Consider the following 20271-nt stretch of genomic DNA (forward strand, 5'->3'; position numbering starts at 1 on the left):
GGACCGGCCCGCTCAGATCGCGTACGGCGCGGACCGGCCCGCTCAGATCGCGGTCAGCGCCGCGTCCGCGACGCTCTCCAGCGCCGCGCGCTCGACCCCGGCGCGCGCCGAGACCCGCAGCCCGCCGATCGCGGCGATGACCAGGTGCGCGAGGGTGCGGGGGTCCTTGTCGCGCGCGATGTCGCCGTCGCGCTGGCCGGACTCGATCACGGCGCGGATCGCCTCCAACCGCACGCCGTAGTCCCGCTCCAGCGAGGCCGCGACCGACGGATCGTGGGCCGACACCTCGACACAGGTGTTGACCACCAGGCAGCCCCGGCCGTCCGCGTACGCGGCCTCGTCGTCGATCACCCGCTGGAGCAGCGCGCGGATCTTCGGCCGCGCGGGCAGCTCGCCCTCCAGCAGCTCGAACAGCTCGCCGTTCTTGTGCTCCATATAGCGGGCCAGGGCCCGCTCGAAGAGGTCGTGCTTGCTCTTGAAGGTGTTGTAGATGCTGCTGCGGCCCAGGCCTGTGGCGTCGCACAGGTCCTGGGTGGAGGTCGCCTCATACCCGGTGGCCCAGAACGCGTTCATCGCGGCGTCGACGGCCCGCACCTCGTCGAACTTCCTGGGTCGCGCCATGGGGGCATTTTAGCAGTTATTGGATCGCCCAGTCCAAATAGTCGCTGCGCCCTTTCGCTGCGCTTTGCTGCGGCCGACTCTTCTAGCTTTCTCGCCGTTGCGCCTGCGGCGGGCTGGGTGCCGCTGCGCGGGGCGTTTCGGCAGCGGGTGCGCCCCTCCGGACTCCGTCCTGCGGTCCGCCCCCTCCCGTGAGTGGGGGGAGAGGAGACCGGTGGGGGTCCCCGTATGCCCTCGTGTGCCGGTAGTCGACGGATCAGGCCCGCCCCCACCGACCGCTTTTCCCACCCACTCACGGGAGGGGACAGACCGTAGGACGGAGTCCGTAGGGCTGTCACCGCAGCCGACAAACAACCGCCCGCCGCAGGCGCAACGGCGACAAGCTCCCACGGCGGGAAAGCCGACAACGTGGGCCGCAGCAAAGCGCAGCGAAAGGGCGCAACGGCGAAAAACCCCCACGGCGGGAAAGCCGAAAACGTGGGATTAGCCAGGCCCACCGGCCCGAGGGAAGCTGACCTCCACCCGTCGGTTCTTCTTGCGGCCTTCCTCCGTGTTGTTGTCCGCGATCGGGTACTGCTCGCCGTAGCCGCGGATCTGGAAGGCGACGGACGAGCCGAGGTCCTTGGCCAGCTCCTGCTGGACGGCGTTGGCGCGCTTCCGGGACAGCGTCAGGCCGTGGCCCGCCGAGCCGAGGTTGTCGGTGAAACCGAAGACCCGCAGGCTGGTGGCGTGCTGCCGCTTGATCTCAGCGGCGATGGTGGCGATCCGCGACAGCGCGTCCGGCGACAGCTCGGCGCTGTCCTTGCCGAAGAGGACCTCTGCCTGGAGCGCGAAGGTCACGTTGTCGTTGGTGTCCTGGCGGCGCTCGGAGCCGTCGTCCGTCTCGACGATGGACTTGATGTTGAGGACCTTGGACGGGGCGAGCTTGGCCCCCTGGACCATCCGCAGGTCGGGGTCGCCGGGGTCGATGCGGACCGGGGGACTGGAGTCCTCGGTCACGCCCGGCGGGTCGGCATGGGCGGCGGGGGCCGTGAGCGCCACGGTCAGCAGCAGGGCGACGGCGGCGGTGACGGCGGTACGGGCGCGGGGCGCACGCGGGCTCCGGGGCAGCGGGGTCACGGTCATCGGGGCGGCCCGCTCAGTCCGTGATCTGCACGCTGGCCGGCGGCATGGTCGGCAGCTGGAAGTCGACCTCGGTCACCTTGGCCGGCGGCGCCGGGAACTGCGCGAATATCGGGCGGCTGGCCCCCGGCATCAGGCCGCTCAGCCCGGTCGTGCACAGGCACTCGCCGTTGGTGTCGCGCAGCACGAGATACCGCTTCTTGCCCGCCTTGTCGACCAGGGTGGCTCCGGAGATGGAGGAACGGGAGCGCAGCTCGGTCTCGTTGGAGCGCCAGTCGATGGCGTTGAAGGCGCGGCTGCCGTGATTGGTCACCGTGCCGTTGACGGTGACGAAGCCGCCGGAGTCCCGGACGACGGAGTTGAGGGTGACCACCACACCGTCGGGGCCCTTCATCTCGCCGATCACCTTGGCGGAGTCGGCCGCGGGCGTACCGGGGCCGCTGTCCTTGGGGGCGGTGCTGCGGGCCGGCGGCTTCTTGTCGTCGGTCGCCTGCGAACCGCCGTCACCACCGCCACCACAGCCGGCCACGACGAGAGCCAGGCCGACAGCGCTCGCCATGGCGACCGCTCCCCTGGCGGCCTTCGTGGTGCGCCGAATGCTCATGGATGCGATTCCTTCGATCGTCGTGTGGTCGGTCGGGTCGGTGCGGTGGTGTCGGGGTGGTGCGGGCCCGGCTCAGCGGGCCAGGCGTACGGAGAACAGGTCGGCGGCGTCGGGCGGATCCTGGAGGTTCTCGGGGTCGAGCGTCCACCCCTTGCCGTCGCAGGTGATCTTGATTGCGGCGGGCTCGGGGGCGTCCTTGCCGTCCTTGTCTTCCTTGTCCTCGTCGCCCTTGCCCGGCTTGCCGGGGGTGCCGCCGTCGCCCTCGGCCGGATCGAGGGCGCAGCGCGGCCTGACGACAGAGGTCGCCCCGGCCGACGCGTGCTTGCTCTCGGTGCCGGGGATGACCGAACGGCCCACGGTGTCGCTGGACTTGATGGTGACGGCGAACGAGGTGGGCCAGGAGTCCGGGGTACAGGAGGCGACCGAGGCGTCGTTGCGGCCGGCGAACCAGTCCGCACTCGCGCAGGCGCCCTCGGACGGGGCGCCGCGCCCGTTCAGTAGGTCCTCCCAGGCGGCCCGGTCGCTCTCGTACCGCCCGTCGCGGACGCCGTCGAGCACGCCCTTGGTCAGCAGTTCGCGGTACTTCTGGCCGGCGGCGAGCGCGGCCGCGTCGGCCGCGGTCTGCGCGCCGTTGCGGGTGGCCGCCGCCTGGCCCACGGCGAAGAACGCGAGCGCGAGAAAGAGCAGGCCCCCGACCGCAACGATGTAGAGCGGAAAGGCCTGCCCGGCGTCGCGCCGGCTGCGGCGCGTGGTCGTGGCCGTCACGGCGGCGGTGGTGTGGCCTAGATACCGACGACGTCGGAGATCTTGTTGGCGATGGCGTTGGCGATCTGACTGCCGAAGTCCGTGGTCGACAGGACCAGGACGATCGCCACGACCACCGCGATGATGCCGAGGTACTCGATCGAGGTCTGTCCCCGGTCGTTCCCCAAAACCCGCTTCGCCATCGAATTCCCCTCCATGGGCGGCCGTACCGCTCTGGTCCGGCTGGACTGCCCCCGTGGTGTCGGCGCGCTCGTCCGCGCTCATGACACGAGAAAAGTACGCCGGAACAGCGTTCCCGGAACAGGGATTCCGAACCCCTTCCTCTTCAAGGGGCACAGGCAACGGACACAACGGCGCGATTCGGCCACTCAGCCACACCCTGTCCACCCCCGCTCCCCCTTCGGGACACTGCCCCGCTCCGATGCCCATACGGGCCGGCGGGCCGCGGCGCACCGCGGTGCGGACCCGGCCGCCGGCCCACCCACTGTGGCACAACTCGTTGCTCCTGCGAAGGCGTTGTCGCGAAGCACACGGTGAACCGTACGCATCCGGCCGGGCACGGGGCGCTGCCGCCGGGCGCACCCGCCGCCTTCGGTCCGTGGCGGGTGCGGCACGGTCAGTCGCCCATCAGGGAGCCGAAGTTGGTGCCCGAGCCGAGGAAGAAGCCGGCGATGAGCAGGATCATCGTGGCCGGGACCATGAAGGTGGTGACGACCATGGTGGCCTTGGGGACCGCGCGGGCGGCCCGCCGCCGGGCGTTCTGGGCGTCGGTGCGCCGCATGTCGTTCGCGATCTGGATCAGGGTTTCGACGATGGGCGAGCCCAGCTCCTCGCCCTGCTGCAGGGCGGTGACGAACTGGGCGACCTGTTCCGAGTCGTTGCGTTTGCGCAGTTCCTCGAAGGCGGCGCGGCGGCTGACACCCATGTCCATCTGCCGGAGCGTGATGCGGAGTTCATCGGCCCAGGGCCCCTCGTACTTCTCCGCGACGCGGTCCAGTGCCTGGCGGAAGCTCAGACCGGCGCTGACGACGACGGCGAGCACGTCCAGAAAGTCCGGAAGAGTGCGCTCGATGGTGTCCTTGCGCTGCCGGATGGCGGCCCAGATGCCGACCTCTGTCCAGAAGAGGCCGAAGAGCACCATCAGGACGCCGAGAACCGGCTGGCCGCGCAGGAACATCACCAGCGCGCCGAAGAATCCGAGGGCGCCGTAGACGGCGCGGCGGGCGGCGTAGCGGTCGACGGTCAGCCCGCCGGGGTTGCCGGCCAGGTCGATGCGGCGGCGGATGCGGGCGGTGCGCTTGTCGCCCATCAGGCGCAGCACGAGCGGTGCGTAGCGCATGCCGGCCCGGTCCACGGCGGAGCCGACGGCCGTCGTACGGGTCGAGCCGACCTCCAGCGACAGCGCCAGGTCGGGCGGCAGCCGGGCCTCACGGCGATAGAGGGCGATGCCGCAGCAGATGCCCACGACCGAGAGCGCCAGGGCCGCGGCCAGCACCATTGCGATTCCCATACCGGCTTCCGTTCCCCTCAGACGTCGATCTTGGACAGGCGGCGGATGAAGAAGAAGCCGAGCCCGTAGAGGGCGAAGGCCACCACGACCGCCAGCTGACCGAGGAACGACGAGGTCATCCGGTCGATGGCGCCGGGGGCGATCCGGTTCATCAGCAGCAGGGTGCCGATGCCGAGCAGCGGGACCACATAGGCGGTGACCACCACCTGGGAGAGCTGGGTGCGGACCTCGCGGCGGGTCTCCTTGCGCTCCTCCAGGGTCTTGGTGAGGTTGCGCAGCGAGCCCACGACGGTGCCGCCGGCGCGGTTGGCGAGCACCAAGGTGGTGACCAGGACGACGAGTTCGCGCGAGGGGAGGCGTTCGGCCAGCTCTCCGAGCGCCTCGTCGATGGAGTGGCCGACGGAGAGCTTGTCGGAGACCTTGGCCAGCTCCTCGCCGGCCGGTGCCTCCAGCTCCTCGGCCGCCATGCCCAGTGCCGTGCGCAGTGCCAGCCCGGCCTGGGTGGCGTTGGCGAGGATCCGGGAGAGCTCGGGCAGCTGGTTGATGAACTTCTCGATGCGCTTCTGGCGCTGCCAGTTGAGGAACGCGAACGCCGCCCAGATCGCGACGAGTGCGGCGATCGGGCCGAAGAACGGGGCGAGGACGGCCTGGGCGATCAGCCACAGGGCGAGGACGGCGGCGAGCATGCCGACGAAGAACTCGCCGGGGGTGACGTCCAGGCCGGTGGCGGCCAGCCGCAGTTCGAGGCGGCGGCCGAAGCGGGTGCCGCGCAGCGTGCGGTCCACGGACGGGAAGCGGCGCCGCCGTCCGGCCACCGGCAGCCCGTGGTCGTCGTCGAGCCGGTCGACGACGGCCTGCCGCTGGGCGCGGCCGGCCGCGTAGGTGCGTACGCCGGCGATCGCCAGCACCCCGCACAGCAGCGTGGCCCCGATGGTGAGCTGGACGAGGTGCGTCCCGGTGGCCGTGATCGGCTCCCCGGCGGCGGTGGTCAGGGCCCAGCCGGTCATGAGGTGGCCCTCCGGGTGGCGAGTTGGTCGTCGGTGGCCGCGACACCGAAGGCGGGCGGGGTGGGCTCGCTCGCCATGAAGAGGCGTTCGGCGACCCGGCGGGGCAGCGGGAAGTAGCGGAAGCGGCCGTGCACGATGCGGTCGGCGCCCATCGGCTCGGCCTCGAAGCGGCAGACCGTGGTGATCCGGTAGTCCTCGTGGCCGCGTGAGCCGAGGATGGCGATCTCGCTGATCCGGCGGGAGCCGTCGGCGTGCCGGGTGAGCTGGACCAGGCAGTCGACGGCGCTGTTGATCTGGTCCCGCAGCGCCTCGAAGGGGATCTTGACGTCCGACATGGAGGCCAGTGTCTGCAGCCGCATCAGGGCGTCCTCGGCGCTGTTGGCGTGGACGGTGGCGAGCGAGCCGTCGTGGCCGGTGGACATGGCCTGGAGCATGTCGAGGGTCTCGCCGCCGCGCACCTCGCCGACGATGATGCGGTCGGGGCGCATGCGCAGGGAGTTGCGCACCAGGTCGCGGATGGTGATGCGGCCCTTGCCCTCCACGTTGGGCGGCCGGGACTCCAGCCGGATGACGTGGGACTGCTGGAGCTGGAGTTCGGCGGCGTCCTCGACGGTGATGATCCGCTCCCCGTCGGGGATCAGTCCGGAGAGCGCGTTGAGCAGGGTGGTCTTGCCGGCGCCGGTCGCGCCGGAGACCACCACGTTGAACTTGGCGCGGACCAGTCCGGCCAGCAGCATCAGCATCTGCTCGTCGAGTGTGCCCATGCCGATCAGCTCGGCCAGGGTGTAGGCGCGCGGGAAGCGGCGGATGGTGAGCGTGGCGCCGTTCAGGGCGAGCGGCGGGATGATGACGTTGACCCGCTCGCCGGACGGCAGCCGGGCGTCGACCATCGGATTGGACTCGTCCACGCGGCGGTTGACGGTGGAGACGATCCGCTCGATGGTCTGCATCAGCTGCTCGTGGGAGGCGAACCGCACGGGGAGCAGCTCGACCCGGCCGGAGCGCTCGACGTAGACCTGGTCCGGGCCGTTGACCATGATCTCGGTGATCGAGGCGTCCTCCAGCAGCGGCTCCAGGACCCCCAGGCCGAGCGCCTCGTCGACCACCCGGCGGATGAGCTGGGCGCGTTCGGCCGTCGACAGCACCGGGCCCTCGCGGCTGATGATGTGGCCCAGTACCCGCTCCAGCCGCGAGCGGCGCTCGGCCGCGGCCAGCGAGGACATCTCGGCGAGGTCGATCTCCTCCAGCAGCTTGGCGCGGTAGAGGGCGACCATATGGCTGTCCTGGCGCGCCTCGCCGGCCGGTTCGGGGGCGACGATCCTGCTCTTGAGGCTCATCTCCGGGGTGCTCCTGGTGCGTTTCGTGCCACGGGTACTCCTGGTGCTCCTTCGTGCAGACGCGCTGCGCCGGGTGTCTCGGGGCGGGGCATGGTGGCGCTGCGGCGGGCGGAGCCGAAGTCGACGCCGGGGATGAGGGAGGGGATCCGCACGGTCGCGGTCGCCCGGACCGCACCGCCCGAGCCGCCCACGGTGATCGACGCGTCGTCGGCGACCCAGCCGGACATCGCGGCCCGGCCGGCGGTCTGCGGATCGCTCTCGCGGTCGGCCCGGTCCATCGAGGCGGTACGGGCCGCGGCGCGCGCTCCGGTGCCGGCCTGCTGGACGGCGTACGCCGCCAGGCCCAGCTGGACCACGGCCAGCGCGACCAGCAGCAGGATCGGCAGGAAGCCGAGGAACTCGATGGACACCTGGCCCCGGTCGCGGCCGTGGCCGCGCAGCCGGGCGGCACGGCGCGGGCGGGCCACCACGCGCGGGCGGCGGCCGGGGGTGCGTGCGGCGCTCATCCTCGGTCCTCCTTCGCGGCGCCGGCCGTGCCGGTGACCGTCCACGGGAAGTCGCCCGCGCCGGGGAAGAGCACCGGGACCTTGATCCGGACCGTGGCCTTCCACAGGCCGGACCCGCTGCCGCAGGAGGTCGAGGCGCCGGCCCGCCAGGCGGACGGCAGCTGGTCCTCGGCGGCGGTGCGGCAGGCGCCCGCGCCGCCGCCCTCCGTGGCGGTGGCGGCCCGCGCGCCCCGGTCGGCGGAGTGCGCGGCGAGCGAGTAGGTGTAGCCGACCAGCACGAACTGCCACAGCAGGGCGAGCACCAGCAGGATCAGCGGGAGCAGCCCCAGGAACTCCACGGAGACCTGCCCGCGGTCGTTGCCGCCCAGGGGGCGCCGCACCGCTCAGCCCTCCTCGTACGGGCCGGCCGGATCGAACGGCCCGGGGCCCCCGGCCGCCGCGGCCGGCCCCCGCCGCGCGCCGAACCGGGTGCCGGACCCCGACCCGGCCCCGGACGCGGACCCCGAGGCCGGACCCGGACCCGTCCCGGAACCGGGAGCCGCCCCCGCCGTGAGGGCCTTGCGCTTGCGCCCGGTCAGCGACGGACGCGCCCGATGGCTGCCCCGCCCCTGCCGCGCGGCCGGTGACTCCACCAGCCCCAGCTCGCCGGCCAGCGCCCACAGCGCCTGCTTGACCGTCGACCGGCCGTCCAGGTCCTGCATCCGGCCGGCGTCGACGCAGGGCTGCAACTCCTTGAAGGCGGCCGGGACATGGGTGCGGGCCACGTGGGTGCCGGTGGCCTTGGCGACCAGCGGCGGCTGGATCTCGGTGCCGCGGGTGAGGCGGTTGACCACCGTCGTGGTGTCCTCGGCCTTGCGGATCTGCAGCCGGTCCCACAGCCGCACCTGCCGCTTGGCGGCGCGTACGGCCACCACGTCCGGGGTGGTCACCAGCAGGGCGGTGTCGGCGAGTTCGACGGCGGCGGCGTTCGCGGACTGCATCTGGGAGCCGCAGTCGACCAGCACCACCTCGTAGCGGGAGCGCAGGGCGCCGATGATCTGGCGGGCCGCGCGGTCGTCGACCTCCTCGCCGCGCTCGCCCTCCTCCGGGGCCAGCAGCAGCCCCAGCCCCGTGTGGTGGTCGTGCACCGCGTCCTGGAGCACCCGTACGGAGATGTCCTGGATGCCCGCCAGGTCGACGACCGAGCGGCGGAACTGGACGTCCAGGTAGGAGGCGACGTCGCCGGACTGCAGGTCGAGGTCGACCAGCGCGACGCTGCGGCCCGCGGCCCGCGCGGCCAGCGCCAGCTGCACCGCGGTGACCGTCGTGCCGACCCCGCCCTTGGCGCCGGTGACGGTCACCAGCGTTCCGGCCGGCCCGGGGGCGGCCTCCGGGCCTCCCCCCAGGTGGACCCGTACGCCCGCCGACCACTGGGCGGCGGCCTGCACCCGGGCGGCCAACTCGTCGTATCCGAGCGGCAGTCCCACGATGCCGCGGGCGCCGGCGTCCATCGCCGCGGAGAACAGCGCGGGCCCGGCGTCCGTGGTGATCAGCACGACGCCGACCGCGGGGAAGCGCAGCGCCACCTCGCGGATCACCTCCAGCGCCGGTGTCGGGCCGATCCGTTCATGGACCAGCACGACCTCGGGGAGCGCCTCGACGGCCGGGGGCCCGCCGGCGGCGGACGGGGCCTGGCCCGCCGGCGGGGCCCCGCCGCTTCCGGCGGCGGCGCCGGCCAGGGCGTCGATCAGCGCGGCGGAGTCGGCGACGGCGGGGGCGGGTTCGGCGTCCGGCAGCTGGTCGAGCAGCGAGGACACCGCGCGTGCGGCGTCCGGGTCGCCGATCGCGGCGAGGATGCGGATGGTCACCTGAGCCTCCCGGTCACTTGTCGCCGTCGAGGGTGTAGGTGCGCTGGCCGGGCGGGATGGCGGCCTCGTTGCCCGGGGCGAGCAGGGCGAGCCGTACGTGGGAGGCGAAGGACTCGGCGTACGCGACCCGTTGGGCGTCCTTGGTGTCCAGCGCGAAGGTGATCGGGACGGCCTCGCCGGCCTGCCGGCCGGTGGTGGTGTCCCCGGGATCCTTGGCCTCCAGGGGCGTCAGCTTGCCGACGTCGATGACCTGGGCGCCGGCGACGATGACCTTGGAGACCGGCTTGTCCTCGGGGCGCTTGCCCTCGAAGGTGGCGTAGATGTTCACCCGGGCACCGGGGTTGATCTTGCCGGCCACTCCCGTGGCGGCGTCGATCATGATGGCGATCTCCTGCTGCCCGGGCTTCAGCGCGGGCCGCTCGACGATCATGTCGACCTGGAGCAGCGAACCCTTCTTGAGCGGGGTCACCGCGATCTTGCCGCTGACCTTGTCCAGGTCGGTCACGGCGGTCGGCGGCAGCCAGCGCTGCGGCATCGTCACCTTTTCGAACTGCCCGGGATCCAGCGGTTTATAGGCCGCGACATCCGTCCTGAGCCGGTACGCGGTCTTTTCGGGGCCGACCTTGGACTCGACGTTCTTGATCACCGACAGTACGCCGACGAACGCGCCGACCGCGCACAAGAGCGACAGGAGCAGCAGGATCACTCCGCGGCGCTGACGTGAGTTCATGGGGCAGGGACCTCGATCGGGACGGGGGGCGGGGCGGGCGGTCGTCGTGGGTGGGGGCGGGCGGGCGCGCGGCGGGGATCAGCGCACGCGGGCCACCGTCCGCGGGGCGCCGGGGACTTCGTGGTGGGCGGACAGGTCGGGGTGACCGGGCGGGTCGGGAGGGCCGGTGAAGTCGGGGTGGCCGGGCAGGTCCCAGCGGCCGGGGGCACCGGGGCCGTCGCATGCGTAGGGGTTCCCCGGCACGGGGCGTCCGGACCCGTAGGGGTTTCCCGGAACTCCGCCTCCCGGACCGCCCGTTGCGGCACCCGGTCCGCGGACGTCCAGCCGGCCGGGTCCGGTGCCGCCGCCGGGCGCACCGCCCCGTACGCCCGTGACGCCGGGCACCCCCGACGGGGCCACCGGGGACAGTCCGCGCTGCGTCCACGGCGCGGGCGGCTGCCCGGATTCCGCGGCCGGCTCCTGGGCGGGCTCCGGCTGTGCGGGGGTGGCCGGATCCGGCGCGGCGGCCGGATCCGGCGCCGCTATGGCCGCGGGGTGACGACCGGAGGAGCCGCCCCGTGCGGCCCGGTCCCGTGCCAGCGGCGCCGCGCAGAACGCGCAGTGGTCGCCGAGGACCTCCAGGCCGCACCAGCCGCACTCCGCGCGCCGTACCGACGCCACCAGTTGGCGCAGCACATACGGATCGGGGATGGCCGCGGCGAACTCGATCAGCTTCTGGGTCCCCCACCACCGGGCGGACTCGGCGGGCAGCCGCTCCTCGTAGGCCGCCTGCACCTGCCAGGCCGGGGCGAGCGACGCGGTCACCCACTCCGCGGTGAGCTGGCCGCGGGCGACCGCGAGGTGGGTGGCGAATCCGGGAGCCGGCAGCCCGGCCTCGGTGCTGTGCCGGTCCAGATGCAGCAGCTGCGGCTCGGGGTTGGCCAGCACCGCGAAGTGCGCGCCGGGCAGCCAGGACTTCATGTGGGAGCGCAGATCGACCTCGACCCGGTCCAGGCCGCTGACGCTGCCCAGCAGCGCGCCCGCGTGGATGTAGTGGCTCAGCAGCCGCGCCGAACTGGCCAGCACGCCGGGGCTGAAGCCGCACAGCGACAGCTGCCGCAGCTGCCGGGCGAGCAGCGCCACGCCCAGCGGCGGCAGGGACACCGGCACGATGGCGACCCGGTCGCTCTCCAGGACGGCGCGCAGGGTGTGCAGCCGGCGGACGTGCTCGGGCGGACAGGCGGAGGAGTACAGCGCGACGAGGTGGCCGTGGTGCTCCAGCACCGCGGCGAGTTCCGTCAGCGCGTCGTCCAGCGGCTGCAGCCGCGGCGCCTGGAGGACGACGGCGGCGGGGGTCTGCCGGTCGGTCGCCGGCAGCGCGAGGTCAGGGCTGGTGACTGCAATCGCGGTCGGCACGTCGCTCCCCCACTCCCTTTGGCCTCCGGGGGTCCCGGGACCGCGGATCGGCACAGCTCTGCGCCATAGGCGCCATACGCTCAGCACTTTATCCACAGAGATACGCCCCAGAGAACACGTTCTGGGCTACTCGTCATCACGAGCACCCCACAGGGAAATAGCGCATACCCCCCGAGCGACGGCTGCGCGAACACCGGCCCGCGTCCAGGGCCTTGACAGGCGCAATGGTCTGGACCACCTTGTACGGCAAGCGCAGGGGCCCCTGAATGCGCATCCGCACCACTCCCCCCAACTTCCCCCCCACTCGGAGGCAGTCGTGGTTCGCGCACGATCAGGAAGAGTCACCAAGCGGCTGCTGGCCGGACTGGCCGCCGCCGTACTGGCCTCGGCCGGCGCCCTCGTGGCCGGCACCGCCAACGCGGCCGAGGACCGCCCCGCCCCGGCCCCGCCCGCCGCACCCGCCGCCGTCCCCGCGCACGCCCTCACCGGCTACTGGCAGAACTTCGACAACGGCGCCACGGTGCAGAAGCTCAAGGACGTCGACGACGCCTACGACATCATCGCGGTCTCCTTCGCCGACGCGACCGACCGGCCGGGCGCCGTCACCTTCCACCTGGACCCGGCCGTCGGCTATGGCTCGGTCGACGACTTCAAGGCGGACATCAAGGCCAAGCAGGCCGCCGGCAAGTCGGTGGTCGTCTCCGTCGGCGGCGAGAAGGGCGCGGTGTCCGTCAACGACGACGCCTCGGCGAAGAACTTCGCCGACTCCGTCAACGCGCTCATGGACGAGTACGGCTTCGACGGCGTCGACATCGACCTGGAGAACGGCCTCGACTCGACCTATATGACCAAGGCGCTCAAGGCCGTGCACGCCGCGCACGGCGACGTCGTGGTGACCATGGCACCGCAGACCATCGACATGCAGTCACCGCAGAACGAGTACTTCAAGACGGCGCTGGCCATCAAGGACTTCCTGACCGTCGTCAACATGCAGTACTACAACAGCGGTTCGATGAACGGCTGCGACGGCAAGGTCTACGCACAGGGCACGGTCGACTTCCTGACCTCGCTCGCCTGCATCCAGCTGGAGGGCGGTCTCGACCCCTCGCAGGTCGGCATCGGCGTCCCGGCGTCCTCGAAGGCGGCGGGCAGCGGATACGTGGCACCGGGCGTCGTCAACGCCGCGCTGGACTGCCTCACCAAGGGCAGTGGCTGCGGCTCCTTCAAGCCGTCGAAGACGTACCCGGGGCTGCGCGGCGCGATGACCTGGTCGACCAACTGGGACGCCGCGAACGGCGGTGAGTTCGCCGGCCAGGTGGGCGGCCACGTCCACGGCCTGCCGTAGAGCGCCACCCCCCACAGCCAGGTCCCGCGCACCGTGTGCCCGGGGCCTGGCTGCTCGCATGTCACGTCCCCGCGTCAGCTCACCTGCGGGTCGCCGCCGGCTTCGGCAGCTCGCATCCGGCGGCGCTCAGGTCCAGCTTGTTGCCGACGCCGAAGCACTTGGGGATGCCGTAGGTCTGCTGCGCGTAGTTGATGCCCTTGCGCACGGTGACCTCGCCGTTCTCGTCCACCTCACAGGGGTTGTTGACGGTGCACTTCTCACCGTCCTCGTTGCCCGTGTTGTTGATGGCCGCGACCTTGCCGGTGGCGGTGTCGACCACCGGGGAGCCGGAGGTCCCGCCGATGGTCTTGCACTCCGGGGTGTAGCGGACGGAGTCCTTCCAGGTCCAGTCGCCCTCCTTGAGGGTGGGCACGAACCCGTCGATGCTGCAGGAGTAGATCTTCTTCCAGTAGCCGGAGACCACGCTGATCGCGGCGCCCTTGGCCGGGTGCTCGGTGGCCAGCTCCAGCGGCTTGATCCCGTACTTCTGCTCGATCTCGGCGTAGGTCGAACCGGTCTCGTAGAGCGAGACGTCGGTGTCGGTCATCGTGGCGTACGCGACCTTGGTGGCCTTGATCGTGCCCAGCTCACCGGCCGACTTGTCGAGCAGGGTGAAGCTGCGGCGGGACGGCTGGTCGACGACGACCTCGCCCGCGCCGGGCATACCGCTTTCCAGGCAGTGGCCGTTGGACATCACCAGGGCCGGGTCGTTCTCCTGCGAGGTGGGCATCTTGACCACCGAGCCGGAGCAGTTGCTCAGCGCGACGGTGCCGGCGAAGTCCACCGCCTTGGCCTTGTGGTGCGCGCGGTGGTGCGATGCCCGGTCGGGCGCGGCGTGGGCCGTTCCGACGGTGCCCGTCAGGGCTGCGGCTCCCAGCACGGCCGTGGCCAGGGTGCCGACGAGAGGTCTGTTCATGTGGGGGTCCTCTCAGCTTCTGTCTCCGAACGCCCCTGCGGGCCTTCGGATTTGTCGTGCGCATTGTGAGTGCCACGACGCCGCGAGGCAATCAATTTCCCGGAAACGACGGCAAGTTGACGGATTCGACGGTCGGCTCCGATCGCCCGGTCCACCGCAGATATGGCCAGCCCGCACCTTGACCCAGCCATGCCAAGCCTCAACACTGACGCCGTCGCTTCGACTCACACCCCCCACAGGAGACCGCATGCGACCACGAATACGCGGCGGACGCACGACCGTCCTCGCCGCACTCCTCTCCCTCGCGCTCGCCGGCCCGATCGCGGCCGCCGCCCAGGCGCAGAACCCCCCACCGGGCCAGCCCGCCGGCGCCGCACGCGCCGCCGAACGCCCCCACCAGTACGAGGTGACCGGCCCCGCGACCGCCGCGGCCCGCGCCGACCTCGCCACGACCGGCGTCAGCATCGACGAGGTCCACGCCCGGTCCGTCGTCGTCACCGCCGACCGGGCCCAGGCCGAGCTGGTCCGCCGGCTCGGCCACCGGGTGCGCCAGTTGCCCGACCCGCCGGGCGCCGCCAAGGGCACACCGCCGTCCCGCGTCAAGGACTTCCCGCAGGGCTACGCCGGTTACCACACCTACGACGAGGCCACGAAGGAGATCGACGGCCTCGTCGCCAAGTACCCGGAGATCCTCAGCAAGCAGAAGATCGGCACCTCCCACGAGGGCCGGGACATCCTGGCCCTCAAGCTCAGCAAGAACGTCACCAAGGACGAGAAGGAACCCGAGGTCCTCTTCACCGCCCACCAGCACGCCCGCGAGCACCTCACCGTCGAGATGGCCCTCTACCTCCTGGGCGAGTTCACCTCGAAGTACGGCTCCGACGACCGCGTCACCAAGATGCTCGACTCCCGCGAGATCTGGATCATCCCGGACCTCAACCCCGACGGCGGCGAGTTCGACATCGCCTCCGGCGACTTCGCCATGTGGCGCAAGAACCGCCAGCCCAACGCCGGGTCCAACGAGGTCGGCACCGACCTCAACCGCAACTGGGACTTCAAGTGGGGCTGCTGCGACGGCTCCTCCGGCGACCCGGGCGACGAGACCTACCGCGGCCCCTCCGCCGCCTCGGCCCCCGAGGTGAAGGTCGTCTCGGACTTCGTCCGCGGCCGCGTCGTCGGCGGTGCCCAGCAGATCAAGACCGCCATCGACTTCCACACCTACAGCGAACTCGTCCTGTGGCCCTTCGGCTTCACCCACGACGAGACCGGTCCCGGCATGACCCAGGACGACCACGACGCCTTCGCCGCCATCGGGAAGAAGATGGCCGCCTCCAACGGCTACACCCCCGAGCAGTCCAGCGAGCTCTACATCACCGACGGCTCGATCGACGACTGGCTGTGGGGGGATCAGAAGGTGTTCGCCTACACCTTTGAGCTCTATCCGTCATCCGCCGGGGGCGGTGGGTTCTATCCCCGGGATTCGGTGATCCAGAAGCAGACGTCTCGTAACCGAGAGGCGGTGCTTCAGCTACTGGAGACTTCGGACTGTCCGTATCGCGCGATCGGCAAGGAAGAGCAGTACTGCAAGGCCGGTTGATCGTTCGACGCACACCGGGGGTGCCCAGGAAGACCGGGCACCCCCTTCTGATTTTTCTGCGTAACCCGTTCGACTTCGGCTCGTTAGTTCGATCAAAGAGGGGGCGAGCGGCTGAGATGAAGGCGGACACGGGGCGGAAGTACCGCGCATACCCGACACCGGAGCAGGACGAGATCCTGACGAGGTGGGGACATCATGCGCGGGCGTTGTGGAACCTTGCCCTTGAGCACAGGATGATGATCGGCCGAAAGCACGATGGCAATTCCTGGGTCTGGTCTACCGAACAATGCGTGCTGCTCACGGAGATTCGCAACGATCCTGATGAGTCCATCAACTGGATCCAGGAACTTCCCGCATCAGCCGGCCAGCAAGTTCTGCGGCAGCTCGATCAAGCATTCAAGAACATGGCCAACCCGGTCCATCCTGCCGGGCACCCGATCTTCAAGCGCCGAGCCTCACACATGAGCGTTTCATTCCCCGGCCAAAAGCTGGCTGTCCGGAAGATCAGTCATCGCTGGGCCGAGGTGCGTATCCCGAAGCTGGGTTGGCTCAGGTTCCGCTTTTCACGCCCCTTCGGTGGTGCCTGGCGGTCTTGCACAGTATCCCGCCACGGCTTGCAGTGGCATGTGTCCTTCGGCGTCAGCACCGGTGGCACCCGTGCCGCCCCGAACGGGAAAGCGGGGTGTGGTGTTGACTTCGGCATCGCCGTTTCCGCTTGGGTCTCCACGGAAACGAAGCCCCGAATCATGCCTCTGAGCCTCAACCGCGGCGAGCGACTACGTCTGAGAGCCCTGGAGCACCGCAAGGCTCGTCAGATCACCTGCGCCAGGAAGTACAACGGAGGGAAGTACAGCAACCGTCTGCGCAAGACCATCAGCCACATCGCTGCGCTCCATGCTCGGCAGGCCCGGCGCCGCTTGGACTTCACGCACAAACTCACCACCGATCTCGCCAAGAACCACGGCTTCGTCGGAATCGAGGATCTGCGCGTGTTGAATATGACGAAGAGCGCGAAGGGAACAGTAGCCGAGCCCGGCAAGGGAGTCGGCCGCAAATCTGGTCTCAATCGTGCCATCCTCGACAACGTTCCTGGCGAGCGCAGGCGCCAACTGATCTACAAAACAGCTAGGTACGGTTCTGAGCTCCGGCTCGTTGCACCACATGGCACATCGCAGACCTGCCCTGAGTGCGGGCAGCGGGATCCGAGAAGCCGCGTCGGTTGTGGTCGGGAATTTGTCTGCGTTCATTGCGGGCACACCGATCACGCCGACAAGACCGCCTCGATCGAAATAGAGGCCCGTGCACGCCGGATGGGCGACACGGTTATCAAGAGCACGCGCAGTCCCGTTCGCGGGGCGAGGGGCCGGAAGATCGGCACCCGGTTGCGTGCAGCACCGGCCACTCACACCGGCTGAGTGGCCGGAATCCTCGCCACACCAGGCAAGGAGCACATCAAATCTCGAATGTGTAGGCCCGGAAGGACACACTTAGACGACCAGGCTCACCAGTGCGGCCACCGCGAAGCCCGCGACCGACAGCACCGACTCCAGCACCGTCCAGGACTTGAGCGTGTCGCGCTCGCTGATCCCGAAGTACTTGCTGACCATCCAGAAGCCGCCGTCGTTCACATGCGAGGCGAAGATCGACCCCGCCGAGATCGCCATGATGACCAGCGCCAGGTGGGCCTGCGACAGGCCCTGGCCCTCGACCAGCGGGACCACGATGCCGGCCGTCGTGACGATGGCGACGGTCGCCGATCCCTGGGCCACCCGCAGGGCCAGGGAGAGCAGGTAGGCCAGGACGATCACGGGCAGGCCCAGGTCGTGGAAGGTGTCGGAGAGGGCGGTGGCCACCTGGCTGCCCTTGAGCACGGCACCGAAGACGCCGCCGGCGCCGACCACCAGGACGATGTTGCCGACCGGCTTCAACGACGCGGTGGAGACCCGCTCCAGCGACGTGCGCGACCAGCCGCAGCGGATGCCCAGCAGGTAGTACGCCAACAGCAGGGCGAGGGTCAGCGCGACGAAGGGGTGGCCGAAGAACTCCACGACCGAGCGGCCCGTCGAGGGGGCCAGGGCGATGGAGGAGAAGGTCGCCAGGAGGATGAGCAGCAGGGGGGTGCCGATGATGGCGAGGACCGCGCCGAGCGCGACGGGCCGCTCGCGCCCGGTGGCGCCCGTGGCGCGCCGCTCGGCGGCGACGGCCTCCCTGGCCTCGGCCGCGGCCTCCACCATGTCCTGCGGGACCTCGACGAAGAGGCGCCTGCCGATCCAGGCGGCGTACGCCCAGGCCGCGAGCATGGCGGGGATCCCGCAGAGCACGCCCATGAGGATGACCCAGCCCAGGTCGACCTTGAACAGGCCGGCCGCGGCTACCGGTCCCGGGTGCGGCGGCAGGAAGGCGTGGGTCATCGACAGGCCGGCCAGCAGCGGCAGGCAGTAGAGGAGGACCGACCTGCCGGCGGGGGTCCGGTCCGCGCCGGGCTCGCCGGCTGCCTGCGGGAGCTTGGCGACGGCGTACACGATCGGGGCCAGGACGAAGATGCCGACGTCGAAGAAGACGGGGATGCCGAAGATCAGGCCCGTCGTCCCCATGGCCAGCGGGGCGCGCTTCGCGCCGAAGAGGCGGAGCAGGCGGGTGCTCAACACCTCGGCGCCGCCGGAGACTTCGAGGATCGCGCCGAGCATGGTGCCCAGGCCGATGATGATGGCGACGTGGCCGAGGATGCCGCCCATGCCGGTCTCGATCAGCGAGACGGCGTCGGACTTCTGCACCGTGCCGAAGAGTTCGGTGACGGAGAGGCCGGCGGCCAGGCCGACGGCGAGGGAGACACCGAGCAGGGCGACGAAGGGCTGCAGCCGGACCTTGATGATCAGAACGAGCAGGAGGGCGACGCCGAGGGCGGCGACCGTCAGCAGGCCCGCGGTGCCGGGTATCAGGGCGAGCAGGCCGCCGGTGTGCGGCGGGGTGGCCGGCGTGGGGGCGGGCGCGGCCGCGACGAACAGGGACATGAGGGGGGACCTCGTGATTCCGTGCGTCTTTCGGGGCAGGAGGGATCGCGGCACGGCACCCGATTGAGCGTGGCCGAGGGTGCCGTGCCGCGACGACGTACGGCTTGCGGGGTGTTCAGCGGTGCCCGCGCTGGGACGTCAGCCCAGGACCGCGAGGGCGTCGATCTCGATGAGCAGGCCCTCGGGGAGACCGACGTAGACGGTGGTGCGGGCGGCGGGGGCCGCGGTCAGGCCCTGCTCCTCGAAGTAGGCGTTGTAGAGCGCGTTCATCTCGGCGAAGTGGTCCACGTCGGTGAGGTAGACGCGGATCATCATCACGTCGTCCCAGGTGGCGCCGCCGGCTTCGAGGACGGCGTGGACGTTGGCGAGGGTCTGCAGGGTCTGCTCGCGCAGGGTGGGGCCGGCGGGCGTCGGGGGCTGCCCCTCGACGGCGGGCAGGAAGCCGACCTGGCCGGCGACCTGCAGGATGTTGCCCTTCTTGACGCCGTGGGAGAACGCCGCGGGCGGGGTGGTGTGGGTGGCCGGGGTGATCGCGGTCTTGTCAGTCATCATGCCTCCTTCGTGGATACCCCCACCTTTGGGTGGGGGAGGAAACGAAGCTCCCGCGTGAGCGGGGCAGGGGTGGCCGGATCGCCGTCAGGGCGATCCGGCGTACAGCGAAATTGCAGGTGAGGGGCACCGCGAAGATCGATCGGGGTCAACTGTCAGTGCTCCAAGATAGGTTCGGGTGCATGACGACAGAAGCGACCCCGGAGGCGTCCGGCTATTGCCGGTTCACCTACCGTCTGCGTCTGTCGTCCACGGCGCGCGCTGCCCTTGAGGTGGAGTGGGACCGGTTGCGCTGGGTGTGGAACGAGTGCGTCGCCAAGTCCAAGGCCGTGTACGCGCACAACCGGGCGACCGGCGAGAAGAAGACGTGCGGACCGGTACAGCTTGCGGCGATGCTGACCGAGGCACGCGCCCGTACGCCGTGGCTGCGCGAAGGCGCATGTGTGCCGCAGCAGCAGCTGATCCGCGACTTCGGCAAGTCCCGCGCCAAGGCGCTCAAGGACATCAAGGCCCGGTTGCCGATGCGACAGCGGGCCGGGATGCCGAAGTGCAAGAAGAAGCGCGAGGCGCTGCCGACCCTCGAATACACCCGTCGCGGCTTCCGGCTGATGGACGGCCGGCTGCACCTGGCCGGGGGGATCGTCGTGCGGCCGGTGTGGTCGCGTGAACTGCCCAAGCCGCCCTCGTCGGTGCGCGTGTACCGGGATGCGGTCGGGCACTGGTGGGCATCGTTCGTCGTTCCGGCCGTGACCGAACAGCTGCCGGAGACCGGCCGTGTGATCGGGATCGACTGGGGCGTCAAGGAGACCGCCACCACCACATCCGACGCCCACGACCTCCCGCACGCCCAGCACGGGAAGACGGCCGCGCAGAAGCTCGCCAAGTACCAGCGGATGATGGCGAGGCGTAAGCCGAAGAAGGGGCAGCCCGGATCGAAGGGCTACCGCGAGGCGAAGCGGCAGGCCGCCAAGCTGCACCGCAAGGTCGCCGACCAGCGGCAGGACACGGCCCGCAAGTGGGCCAAGTCCGTGGTTCGTGACCATGACTCCCTGGCGGTGGAGGACTTCCGACCGCGCTTCCTCGCCAAGACCACCATGGCGCGCAAGGCCGCCGACGCAGCGATCGGCGTCACCAAGAGAGCCCTGATCGCGCAGGCCCGTAAGCACGGCCGCACCCTGTACCTGGTCAACCCCGCGCACACCACGATGGACTGTGCGCACTGCGGAGCGAGAGCCGAGCACCGCCTACCTCTTTCCGAGAGAACGTACACGTGCACCGCGTGTGGAACCGTGTCCCCACGGGACAAGAACTCCGCGCGCGTGATGCTCGTCCGGGCTGGTCTCGTACCCGGCTAGTGCTGATCTTGTAAGCCC

Annotated in this window: 20 protein-coding genes; 4 read left to right on the plus strand and 16 right to left on the minus strand. The window is 70.8% G+C overall.

Annotation, left to right across the window (positions count from 1 at the left end; translation table 11 throughout):
* Positions 1 to 42: 42 nt before the first annotated feature.
* The 13 genes from ACFWZH_RS19815 to ACFWZH_RS19875 all read right to left on the minus strand — a co-directional run bounded on the left by ACFWZH_RS19815 (position 43) and on the right by ACFWZH_RS19875 (position 11441).
* A complete protein-coding gene (locus ACFWZH_RS19815) occupies positions 43 to 621 on the minus strand; it encodes a TetR/AcrR family transcriptional regulator (RefSeq protein WP_384432414.1) in 579 nt (192 codons plus the stop codon).
* A 480-nt stretch (positions 622 to 1101) separates the two neighbouring features.
* A complete protein-coding gene (locus ACFWZH_RS19820; RefSeq protein WP_384432417.1) occupies positions 1102 to 1743 on the minus strand; it encodes an OmpA family protein in 642 nt (213 codons plus the stop codon).
* 13 nt (positions 1744 to 1756) lie between these two features.
* Positions 1757 to 2344 (minus strand): hypothetical protein, encoded by a 588-nt coding sequence (locus tag ACFWZH_RS19825; protein ID WP_384432420.1) that lies wholly within the window; start codon positions 2342 to 2344, stop codon positions 1757 to 1759.
* A gap of 72 nt (positions 2345 to 2416) precedes the next feature.
* Positions 2417 to 3109 carry a pilus assembly protein TadG-related protein gene (locus tag ACFWZH_RS19830; protein WP_384432423.1) on the minus strand — a complete coding sequence of 231 codons (693 nt, stop codon included), beginning with the start codon at positions 3107 to 3109 and terminating at the stop codon, positions 2417 to 2419.
* Between the two features lie 17 nt (positions 3110 to 3126).
* The gene (locus ACFWZH_RS19835; RefSeq protein ID WP_033266190.1) at positions 3127 to 3291 is read right to left on the minus strand and encodes a membrane protein; all 165 of its coding nucleotides are present in this window, start codon (positions 3289 to 3291) and stop codon (positions 3127 to 3129) included.
* A gap of 434 nt (positions 3292 to 3725) precedes the next feature.
* Positions 3726 to 4619 carry a DUF5936 domain-containing protein gene (locus ACFWZH_RS19840; protein ID WP_384432426.1) on the minus strand — a complete coding sequence of 298 codons (894 nt, stop codon included), beginning with the start codon at positions 4617 to 4619 and terminating at the stop codon, positions 3726 to 3728.
* Between the two features lie 17 nt (positions 4620 to 4636).
* Complete coding sequence (locus tag ACFWZH_RS19845) at positions 4637 to 5626, minus strand: type II secretion system F family protein (RefSeq protein ID WP_384432429.1); 990 nt, start codon at positions 5624 to 5626, stop codon at positions 4637 to 4639.
* Positions 5623 to 6963, minus strand: coding sequence for a CpaF family protein (locus ACFWZH_RS19850; RefSeq protein ID WP_384432432.1), 1341 nt, complete (start codon positions 6961 to 6963; stop codon positions 5623 to 5625). The genes ACFWZH_RS19845 and ACFWZH_RS19850 overlap by 4 nt, the downstream gene beginning before the upstream one ends.
* Positions 6960 to 7469: a TadE family protein gene (locus ACFWZH_RS19855; RefSeq protein WP_384432435.1), complete on the minus strand. Its 510-nt coding sequence runs from the start codon at positions 7467 to 7469 to the stop codon at positions 6960 to 6962. Before ACFWZH_RS19855 ends, ACFWZH_RS19850 begins: the two co-directional genes overlap by 4 nt.
* Complete coding sequence (locus ACFWZH_RS19860) at positions 7466 to 7849, minus strand: TadE/TadG family type IV pilus assembly protein (RefSeq protein ID WP_384432437.1); 384 nt, start codon at positions 7847 to 7849, stop codon at positions 7466 to 7468. The genes ACFWZH_RS19855 and ACFWZH_RS19860 overlap by 4 nt, the downstream gene beginning before the upstream one ends.
* Positions 7850 to 7852: 3 nt before the next feature.
* The gene (locus ACFWZH_RS19865; RefSeq protein ID WP_384432439.1) at positions 7853 to 9316 is read right to left on the minus strand and encodes a CpaE family protein; all 1464 of its coding nucleotides are present in this window, start codon (positions 9314 to 9316) and stop codon (positions 7853 to 7855) included.
* A gap of 13 nt (positions 9317 to 9329) precedes the next feature.
* Positions 9330 to 10046, minus strand: a complete 717-nt coding sequence (cpaB, locus tag ACFWZH_RS19870; RefSeq protein WP_384432442.1) for a Flp pilus assembly protein CpaB — start codon at positions 10044 to 10046, stop codon at positions 9330 to 9332.
* A 78-nt stretch (positions 10047 to 10124) separates the two neighbouring features.
* Positions 10125 to 11441, minus strand: a complete 1317-nt coding sequence (locus ACFWZH_RS19875; RefSeq protein ID WP_384432445.1) for a hypothetical protein — start codon at positions 11439 to 11441, stop codon at positions 10125 to 10127.
* A 316-nt stretch (positions 11442 to 11757) separates the two neighbouring features.
* Between ACFWZH_RS19875 and ACFWZH_RS19880 the strand changes: the two genes are divergently transcribed.
* Entirely contained in the window at positions 11758 to 12786 is a 1029-nt protein-coding gene (locus tag ACFWZH_RS19880) for a chitinase (protein WP_384432448.1), read from the plus strand.
* A 79-nt stretch (positions 12787 to 12865) separates the two neighbouring features.
* Here the strand turns inward: ACFWZH_RS19880 and ACFWZH_RS19885 are convergent, their stop codons facing one another.
* Positions 12866 to 13741, minus strand: coding sequence for a serine protease (locus ACFWZH_RS19885; protein WP_384432451.1), 876 nt, complete (start codon positions 13739 to 13741; stop codon positions 12866 to 12868).
* 247 nt (positions 13742 to 13988) lie between these two features.
* Here ACFWZH_RS19885 and ACFWZH_RS19890 point away from each other — a divergent pair, with 247 nt between their 5' ends.
* Together ACFWZH_RS19890 and ACFWZH_RS19895 are read left to right on the plus strand one after the other, a co-directional pair.
* Positions 13989 to 15338, plus strand: a complete 1350-nt coding sequence (locus ACFWZH_RS19890; protein ID WP_384432454.1) for a M14 family metallopeptidase — start codon at positions 13989 to 13991, stop codon at positions 15336 to 15338.
* Positions 15339 to 15454: 116 nt separating this feature from the next.
* Positions 15455 to 16753: an RNA-guided endonuclease InsQ/TnpB family protein gene (locus ACFWZH_RS19895; RefSeq protein ID WP_384432457.1), complete on the plus strand. Its 1299-nt coding sequence runs from the start codon at positions 15455 to 15457 to the stop codon at positions 16751 to 16753.
* Between the two features lie 72 nt (positions 16754 to 16825).
* On the opposite strand, the gene ACFWZH_RS19900 is transcribed toward ACFWZH_RS19895, so the two are convergent.
* Both ACFWZH_RS19900 and ACFWZH_RS19905 read right to left on the minus strand, forming a co-directional pair.
* Entirely contained in the window at positions 16826 to 18349 is a 1524-nt protein-coding gene (locus ACFWZH_RS19900; protein ID WP_384432460.1) for a GntP family permease, read from the minus strand.
* A 138-nt stretch (positions 18350 to 18487) separates the two neighbouring features.
* Positions 18488 to 18898, minus strand: coding sequence for a RidA family protein (locus tag ACFWZH_RS19905; protein ID WP_384432463.1), 411 nt, complete (start codon positions 18896 to 18898; stop codon positions 18488 to 18490).
* Between the two features lie 182 nt (positions 18899 to 19080).
* Here ACFWZH_RS19905 and ACFWZH_RS19910 point away from each other — a divergent pair, with 182 nt between their 5' ends.
* On the plus strand, positions 19081 to 20253 hold the full coding sequence (locus ACFWZH_RS19910; RefSeq protein ID WP_384432466.1) for an RNA-guided endonuclease InsQ/TnpB family protein: 1173 nt from the start codon (positions 19081 to 19083) through the stop codon (positions 20251 to 20253).
* Positions 20254 to 20271 lie beyond the last annotated feature (18 nt).

The sequence above is a fragment of the Streptomyces sp. NPDC059008 genome, assembly GCF_042749045.1.
GTDB lineage: Bacteria > Actinomycetota > Actinomycetes > Streptomycetales > Streptomycetaceae > Streptomyces.

Coding starts and splice junctions, on each gene's coding strand:
- ACFWZH_RS19820 (WP_384432417.1), bottom strand. CDS start 1,743: ATGACCGTGACCCCGCTGCCCCGGAGCCCGCGTGCGCCCCGCGCCCGT.
- ACFWZH_RS19850 (WP_384432432.1), bottom strand. CDS start 6,963: ATGAGCCTCAAGAGCAGGATCGTCGCCCCCGAACCGGCCGGCGAGGCG.
- ACFWZH_RS19890 (WP_384432454.1), top strand. CDS start 13,989: ATGCGACCACGAATACGCGGCGGACGCACGACCGTCCTCGCCGCACTC.
- ACFWZH_RS19845 (WP_384432429.1), bottom strand. CDS start 5,626: ATGACCGGCTGGGCCCTGACCACCGCCGCCGGGGAGCCGATCACGGCC.
- ACFWZH_RS19840 (WP_384432426.1), bottom strand. CDS start 4,619: ATGGGAATCGCAATGGTGCTGGCCGCGGCCCTGGCGCTCTCGGTCGTG.
- ACFWZH_RS19895 (WP_384432457.1), top strand. CDS start 15,455: ATGAAGGCGGACACGGGGCGGAAGTACCGCGCATACCCGACACCGGAG.
- ACFWZH_RS19910 (WP_384432466.1), top strand. CDS start 19,081: ATGACGACAGAAGCGACCCCGGAGGCGTCCGGCTATTGCCGGTTCACC.
- ACFWZH_RS19905 (WP_384432463.1), bottom strand. CDS start 18,898: ATGACTGACAAGACCGCGATCACCCCGGCCACCCACACCACCCCGCCC.
- ACFWZH_RS19885 (WP_384432451.1), bottom strand. CDS start 13,741: ATGAACAGACCTCTCGTCGGCACCCTGGCCACGGCCGTGCTGGGAGCC.
- ACFWZH_RS19825 (WP_384432420.1), bottom strand. CDS start 2,344: ATGAGCATTCGGCGCACCACGAAGGCCGCCAGGGGAGCGGTCGCCATG.
- ACFWZH_RS19900 (WP_384432460.1), bottom strand. CDS start 18,349: ATGTCCCTGTTCGTCGCGGCCGCGCCCGCCCCCACGCCGGCCACCCCG.
- ACFWZH_RS19855 (WP_384432435.1), bottom strand. CDS start 7,469: ATGAGCGCCGCACGCACCCCCGGCCGCCGCCCGCGCGTGGTGGCCCGC.
- ACFWZH_RS19835 (WP_033266190.1), bottom strand. CDS start 3,291: ATGGCGAAGCGGGTTTTGGGGAACGACCGGGGACAGACCTCGATCGAG.
- cpaB (WP_384432442.1), bottom strand. CDS start 10,046: ATGAACTCACGTCAGCGCCGCGGAGTGATCCTGCTGCTCCTGTCGCTC.
- ACFWZH_RS19815 (WP_384432414.1), bottom strand. CDS start 621: ATGGCGCGACCCAGGAAGTTCGACGAGGTGCGGGCCGTCGACGCCGCG.